The 6,864-nt window shown below is 66.7% G+C and carries 8 protein-coding genes; all 8 read right to left on the bottom strand.

All coding sequences use genetic code 11. From position 1 onward, the window contains the following. A partial coding sequence (locus tag ABD255_RS27900; RefSeq protein WP_344219129.1) for a creatininase family protein occupies positions 1-376 on the bottom strand: 376 nt, incomplete at its 3' end. Beyond that, on the bottom strand, positions 373-1,362 hold the full coding sequence (locus tag ABD255_RS27895; RefSeq protein WP_425554547.1) for a Gfo/Idh/MocA family protein: 990 nt from the start codon (positions 1,360-1,362) through the stop codon (positions 373-375). The genes ABD255_RS27895 and ABD255_RS27900, both read right to left, overlap by 4 nt. Positions 1,363-1,538: 176 nt before the next feature. Continuing rightward, positions 1,539-2,333 (bottom strand): IclR family transcriptional regulator, encoded by a 795-nt coding sequence (locus tag ABD255_RS27890; protein ID WP_344219125.1) that lies wholly within the window; start codon positions 2,331-2,333, stop codon positions 1,539-1,541. A 289-nt stretch (positions 2,334-2,622) separates the two neighbouring features. After that, a complete protein-coding gene (locus tag ABD255_RS27885; protein ID WP_344219123.1) occupies positions 2,623-3,048 on the bottom strand; it encodes an ester cyclase in 426 nt (141 codons plus the stop codon). After that, on the bottom strand, positions 3,045-3,383 hold the full coding sequence (locus ABD255_RS27880; protein ID WP_344219121.1) for a YnfA family protein: 339 nt from the start codon (positions 3,381-3,383) through the stop codon (positions 3,045-3,047). The genes ABD255_RS27885 and ABD255_RS27880 overlap by 4 nt, the downstream gene beginning before the upstream one ends. A 484-nt stretch (positions 3,384-3,867) precedes the next feature. Beyond that, positions 3,868-4,239 (bottom strand): hypothetical protein, encoded by a 372-nt coding sequence (locus ABD255_RS27875; RefSeq protein WP_344219119.1) that lies wholly within the window; start codon positions 4,237-4,239, stop codon positions 3,868-3,870. Positions 4,240-4,620: 381 nt separating this feature from the next. After that, on the bottom strand, positions 4,621-5,859 hold the full coding sequence (locus tag ABD255_RS27870; protein ID WP_344219117.1) for an MFS transporter: 1,239 nt from the start codon (positions 5,857-5,859) through the stop codon (positions 4,621-4,623). A gap of 284 nt (positions 5,860-6,143) precedes the next feature. Further along, positions 6,144-6,864: pyridoxal phosphate-dependent decarboxylase family protein (locus ABD255_RS27865; protein WP_344219115.1), on the bottom strand; the 721-nt coding region annotated here is incomplete at its 5' end.

The following is a 6,864-nucleotide window of genomic DNA, read 5'->3' as shown; positions in this document are numbered from 1 at the left end:
GACAAGCGCCGCTGTTGCCGCCGTGACCGTTCACCAGGACCAGCCGTTGCGCGCCGGACGCCGCGGCCGATCGCGCGAGGTCGATCAACACCGCCTGCATGGTCTCGGCGGTCAGGGACAGCGTCCCACCGAAAGGTAGATGATGGTCGGAGGCGCCGAACGCCACCGGTGGGGTGATCACCAGCGGGCGAGCCGACCGCTGCGCGGCATCGAACGCGGCCCGTTCGGTGATGCTCTGGGCGAGCAACCAGTCCGTACCGGTCGCCAGGTGCGGCCCATGCTGCTCGGTCGCCCCGACAGGTACCAGAACGAGTGCCTCGGGCAGCAACTCCGCCAGTCTCTCGCGATTCGACTCATGCCAGCGCACAACCGTCATCGGCTCTCTCCTGATGCTCGGGTCGCGATCTCCTCGGCGGTGCGGAGTGCAGCGATCCCATCGGCCAGCGAGGGCTCCGCTGGACCGCCGGTGTGCAGAGCGACGAACCGTTCGACCTGGCGATCGAAACACCGCGGCACTTTCTCCCCATCGAACCTGACCAACTCCCTGTTGTTGAGGGTGAGGGTGAAGTCGGTGCCATCCAGTACTGCGTAGCCGCGATCCCCGAGCACCGTGATCTCACAGCGCGGCAGTGAATCCGTCATCCACCCGAACTCCGCCAGGGCGACGTGCCCGCCCGGGTAGATCAGTCTGGCTCCGACCAGGTTCGGCGCGGGGAGGTCTGTCGCAGTCTGCAGGCTCCACGCTCCGTCGATCCGCTCAGGCCGCCCCTGGAGGAGGTAGCTCAGCCAATCGAGCACGTGGGCGCCCTCATGGATCACGGGCATGCCTCGCTCCAGAGTGGCGTGCATCCGCTCGAGGTGCTCGACGTCGTCCAGGCGGCGCATTTCGTCGTAGATGTGCGCCCGCACCAGCAGCGGCGTACCGAGTACACCGTTCGCGATCCATCCGGCCAGGGTCTGGATCGCGGGATCGTGGCGATAGGTGAGGCCGACCTGCACCCGGGCGCGCTCAGCTGGGGACAACTGGGCGTATACGGCGGCTGCCTCGATTGAGGTCGCCACCGGCTTCTCAGCGAGGACGCACAGCCCGGCCTGGGCGGCCCGGACGACCAGGTCCGGAGTGACCCAAGGCGGCGTGGCGAACACGACACCATCCACTCCAGCAGCCAGCACATCGTCAAGCCCCGAGCCCACCTCGTACCGAGGAACCCCGCGTCGCCCGGGGCCGCTGCCGTACTCCGTGGCCGCCCTTCTGCGCTCAGGGGAGACGTCGGCCAGCAGCGCGATCTCGATCGCCGGGTGGCGCTCCAACGCGGGCAGATGGGCCCCGAGACCAATGTCCCCGAGCCCCAGCAACGCCACCAGCATCGCAACCTTACTTTCAGAATATCGGAGACAATTTCCAATATAGGAATCGTATGGCGCCCTTCGATCGAGTGCAAGACCTGCCCACACAATTTGGGCATAGTCGTCGGCCGGTCGCCCGGCTCGAGGCGTGGTCCGGCCACCCGCAACCGCTCGACCGGCCGCAGTTGGCGTCAGGAGACAGGTGCGGCGGTGTCCGGGGAGCCCAGTCGGTGCGAGATGGTGTGGGCCAGTTCGATCAGGCCGGCTTGGACGGCTTCGCGCTTCCCGCCGCCGAGGTCCTTGGCGAATCCTGTCACACCGACAGCGCCAGCGACATGGTCCGACGCATCGAAGAACGGCGTGGCGACGCAGCCGATGTCGGCCTGCTCCTCCTGGTCCTCAAGGGCATAACCATGCATGCGAACCCCGGCGAGCTCCTCCTGGAACTCCTTCTTCGTTCGTGCGAGCGCCTGCGGCCCGTGGCCCGGCGCCAACTGGGACAGCAGCGGGGTCAACTCAGCCTCCGGAAGATGGGCCGCGATTGCCTTACCCAGGGCGGTCAGGTTGTACGGCGCTACCTTGCCCGGGTACGTGTCGAACTGGATGAACCCGGGCATCTCGGCCTTCGCGACGTAAACCACCGAGGCGCCTGTGAGGACGCCGATGTGGACCGGCATGCCGACCAGATCGGCGAGGTCGCGCATCTCCCGCTGGGCGACCGAGGACAGGTCGACCTTGCGGACCAGTTGGGTGGCGAGCCCGTACAGCCGCAGAGTCGGCCGCCAGAAGTGGCTGCGGCCGACGATTCGGCGGCTGGCGTATTCGCGCTGCTCGAGGGTGTAGACAATCGACGCGCAGGTGGCGAGTGGGATGTTCGCCTTCTGAGCGAGCGCAGTCAGGGTGAGGTCCTCCTCGGAGCTCACCAGCGTCTCCAGGATCGTCAGTGTCCTGGAGGCCGCAGGCGATGGCGACCGCTCACCGTTCATGCTTCTGCACCCTTCTACCGGTCCGATATATAGGAAATATCTCCAGATTACCGGATATACGGCGCTTCGCCCATGGCTCTGTCGCCAAGGCGGGCGCCATCGCAGGCCGCGGGCCGCCGCTGGTGGTCAGCGGCGAGCTGGATCATCCGGCGCTGCGTGCCGACGCCCGACATCTCGTCGACGTTTCGGGGATCGGTCCGAACTGCTGTCGATCCCTGGGCTGGTGCATCCGCTCGCGACATTTTGGCGGTTTGAGCTGGGCCATCAGGTCGGGGAGTCGTTACGGCGGTCAGCGGTCTTCCTGGTTGGTGGGCGGCGGTAGCCTAAGCTGGATGAGGCGGTCGAGGTTGTCCTCGAGCGTCCAGGTTTCGGCGATCCGGCCGTCGCGGAGGCGGTACCGGTTGACTTCGTCGACGGCGACGAATCGGCGGCCGGTGGGTGGGTGGCCGAGCCAGGTGCCGGTGTGGGTGGCGGTGCAGGTGAAGCGCCCGATCACGACGTCGCCCTCGGCGACGAGCTCGATCGTGTCCATGCGGACGTCGGGAAACGACGCCCGAAACGGCGCGATCCAGGCCCGGGCTGCATCAGCTTGGTCGGCGGCGTAGAGGTCGTCGATGAGGTCGAGGTTTCCGCCGTTCAGGACCTCGTCGATCAGGCGCCGCACGACGGCCTTGTTCGCCGCGAGGACCGCGCTGCCGCTGGGTGGATGGTTCATGAGGCGTTCCTTGGGGCGTACATGATCACGGCGACCCCGGCCAGGCAGACCGCCGCGCCGAGGATGTCCCATCGGTCGGGCCGGAACCCGTCGGCGATCATTCCCCAGACCAGGGAGCCGGCCACGAAGATGCCGCCGTACGCGGCCAGGATGCGCCCGAAGTGGGGGTCGGGCTGGAAGGTCGCGACGAACCCGTAGGCGCCGAGCGCGAGGACGCCGGCCGCGATCCACCACAACCCGCGGTGTTCGCGCCAGCCCTGCCAGACCAGCCAGGCGCCGCCGATCTCGGCAACGGCGGCCAGTACGAACAGCGCGACAGATTTGGCAATTGTCATGGGTCAGAACGTATCCGGTGTGAGTCGTTGACGGTGCCCGGCTCTGACCGAGGGGCCGACATGCCGAGTTCGACCGGTCCGGTGGGGGACGCGCAGCCGGCGCGCCGGCGTCGGCGAAGTACCCAGACCACGCCTAGCAGTCCCATGACCCCGAGGACGGCCAGGGCCGGAAACCGGACGGCACCGGCCAGAGGCGATCGACAGGCCGTCGAGGACAGCCAGGACCGGCCCGGCGCAGCAGGCCGCGCAGGCACCTACCGCGGCCGCACCCATCCCAGCCAGATGCGACGGTCGACGGGTCTTGCCGGCCTGGTCAGCAGCAGCCACGGCGCTGCTCCGATCCATTGACCAGCTGCAGGTGCGAGCCAGTTGACGTGGCCAGGTCGGCGAACGGGAGTGGGTAGGTGGGACTGTGGGCCAGTTGATCAGGTCTTCGCACCCGGCCTGCAGCGCCGTGCGCAGCGATGCCGCGATCACGGTCACCTCAGCCGCTCACCGGCGCGCCGAGTCCGGCCGCCGTGGTGGCGCGGGCGGCGAACGCGTCCAGTACGGCGACGTGTGCGGCCGGGACGGTCACTGTCATCGCCACCGCGTCGCCGGCAGCGATGAAGTCGAACCCGAAAAACGAGCAGCACCTGCTCTCGCGCCCGGCCAGATCCCGCGCGTGGGCTTCTGCGTCAGCAGCCACGGTCAGCCGCAGCGTGCTGGGATCGATACGCTCCACGCCCCGGACAGAGGCGGTGAACAGGTCGTCGAACTCGGCGACCCGGATCGGTTGCTCGACGGTGGGCAGCGTGCAGGAGGCCGGAACCCAGTCCAGGCCGGCAGCGGAGGAGCTGGTGTCTGAGGTGCACATACCTCGACGATAAACCTGTACCCCGGTAACGGATTCAACCCCGATCTCGGGCTCTCACCCACTCACGCGCGGTGGAGCTGAGAGATCGTCCAACACGGATGCGCGGCTCGCGCGGTCTGACACCAGCCGCTTGCCTAGGGCAACACTGGCCAAGTGAGCAAGTCTGCCAGGCGATCTCACTGTCCCCGTCGGACTGGAACTCGCTCACGCTGCGGAGCGGCTGCCCGGCCCCGAAACCCGTAGGCATCACCTGAGGTGCTGGCAGAGCTCGTACAACACGTTGTCGACTTACCGATGTAGGTCCATGCTTCGGGAGCAGCTCACCGCCGGCGCAACAGACCTGCCAAATCCGACCAACTCCAAGATCCGCCGACCGGCTACCTACCCAACGTTGTTGGACAAGGCTTTAGCACTACGGAGCCGCCTGGTCGCAGGTACGACCAGCAGCAGAGCCGCACAGATCAAGCCGAGCACGCAGGCGAAGACCATCAACGGACGCTCACCGGTTACCGATGCCAGTGGCCCGGCTAGCGAGCGCCCTAGAGCCATGCAGACCAGAGAACCTGCGACATCGTAGGCGTACACCCGGTTGAGCATCTCGGAAGGGATCTGCGTCTGCACGGTGGTCGCCCAGATGACCGACCAGAAGGCCAGACCGATCCCGGCCACCGCCCAGCCAACAACCAGTACGAGGAGGCTCGGGTGGAGCGCCGGCACGAGCGGGTAGATCGCGAACAAAGCCCAGCCAATTGATCCGAGCGCCAGCGGGCGGTTGCCACGGACCCGGATTGCCAGCGTACCGCCCAGCGCACCGCCAAGACCCAGCGCGGCCATCCCGACGCCTAGAGCTGTGGAGTTGAGCTCGGTGGTGATCAGCTCCGCCGCGATCGGGAGCGAGAGGCCGATCACGAAACAGCCGTAGAACAGATAGATCGTGATCACGCTCCACAACCAGGAGCGCGAGCGGAACTCCTGCCAGCCCTCGGCCAACTGCCGCAGGAACGAGGTGCCACTGACAGTCGGCGTCGGAATCAGCCGCAGAGCGAAGAGACATGCCGCGCTGATCGCGTAGGTGGCGGAGTAGATGGCGAATACGACACTCGGCCCGGACGTGCTGACCAGTACGCCGGCCAACGCCGGGCCGAGCACGCCGGCCATCGACTCCGCGATCCGCAGAACTCCGTTGCCCCGTTGGATATCGTCCGACACCTGCGGGACCAAGCTGGCCACCCCAGGCTGGAACAGTGCTGTGGCAACCCCGCTCAAGAACTGCAGGGTGACGATCACCACGAGCGACGGCGTGCCGAGGGCGAACAGGGCTGCCAACCCCGCCTGGATCACGAAGCGGACCAGGTCGGCGAGGATCATCATCCGGCGCGCGGTGAACCGATCGGCCAGCACGCCACCGAAGAGCATGCACAGCGCGAGCGCTGCCATCCATGAACCGAGCGCATATCCGACGCCGGTCGCGCCGTACCCAGCCTGCAGGACGCCCACCGACAACGCGACCGGCAGCATGGCATCGCCCAGCAGCGAGGTGGTCCTTGCTCCGAAGTAGAGGCGGAAATTCGCGGTCCACAAGGTTGTACCCGTCCTGGGTGCCCGGGTAGCGCTGGTCATCCGCAGACTCCTCCTGTTATGCATAAGCCCTTACTGATGTATAACTATATATCATTGGAGCATGATGCAAGGTCAAGCTCGCCCGGGCCATTGATGCCGGAGATCGGCCGTGCGCTGGGCTGCGAGGTCGGGCACTAGCCACAGAGCATGGCCGGTTCTAACCTCGGTTGCGGCTAGAAGCTTGATCAGGTGTCCGGGGCAAGGACCGGTCCCGCGCGCCGAACGCATTGCCTAGGAGAGCATGCGGTGCGCGCGGGGCTCGGCCGAGCAGTCCGGAACGTGCTTCACGCGATCTCGATATGGCGTTGCAGCATGTGAGTCAGCCGTTCGATGGTGGTCTCCAGATCTTCGTGTGTCGTGTGCGGGTGGGTGACGCACAGTCGGAGGACCGGCCCGGAGCCTAGGTCCGTCGTGAGGACGAGTGCATGACCGTCGTTCAGCATCTCCTCGGCGACGGCGCGTACGATTCGGTCAACTGTTGGGGAGGAGCCCTCCGGCAGATTTGGCCGGAAGGTCAGTATGCCGAGCTGTGCCGGAGTCACAACCATCCACTGGGGTCGCTCTCGCAGCAACGACTCGGCGTACTCCGCCATGGAGATTCCATGCGCCACACCGGCGCGCAGAGCATCCAGGCCGAACACCTGGATCGTCATCCACAGCTTGAGCGCGCGGAAACTGCGCGTAAGTTGAGGACCGTAGTCGTAGAAGTTCACGGGTTCGACACCGCGAGTCTCCGTCAGGTACTCCGCGTGCAGCGAATAGGTCCGGCGAAGTACGTCGGCGTCGCGAACCAGGAGGCAGCCGGCCTCATAGGGCTGGAACCACCACTTGTGCGGGTCGATCGCGATCGAGTCGGCGCGCGAGAGGCCGTGAAGCAATTCCTCACCCTGCTTGGTGAGCACAGCGGCACCGCCGTACGCCGCGTCCACGTGTAGCCAGAGCCCCTTCTCCGCGCAGAGGCCGGCTATCTCGTCGAGTGGATCAACCGCGCCGGTGCTCGTCGTA

The sequence above is a fragment of the Kribbella sancticallisti genome (genome assembly GCF_039530625.1).
Classification (GTDB): domain Bacteria; phylum Actinomycetota; class Actinomycetes; order Propionibacteriales; family Kribbellaceae; genus Kribbella; species Kribbella sancticallisti.
Note: the sequence above shows the minus strand (reverse complement) of the source record. Positions and strands in the feature narration are given on the sequence as shown.

Excerpts from the sequence above, each read along its gene's own strand:
- ABD255_RS27875 (WP_344219119.1), bottom strand. The coding sequence starts at position 4,239 with ATGTGCACCTCAGACACCAGCTCCTCCGCTGCCGGCCTGGACTGGGTT.
- ABD255_RS27870 (WP_344219117.1), bottom strand. The coding sequence starts at position 5,859 with ATGACCAGCGCTACCCGGGCACCCAGGACGGGTACAACCTTGTGGACC.
- ABD255_RS27890 (WP_344219125.1), bottom strand. The coding sequence starts at position 2,333 with ATGAACGGTGAGCGGTCGCCATCGCCTGCGGCCTCCAGGACACTGACG.
- ABD255_RS27885 (WP_344219123.1), bottom strand. The coding sequence starts at position 3,048 with ATGAACCATCCACCCAGCGGCAGCGCGGTCCTCGCGGCGAACAAGGCC.
- ABD255_RS27880 (WP_344219121.1), bottom strand. The coding sequence starts at position 3,383 with ATGACAATTGCCAAATCTGTCGCGCTGTTCGTACTGGCCGCCGTTGCC.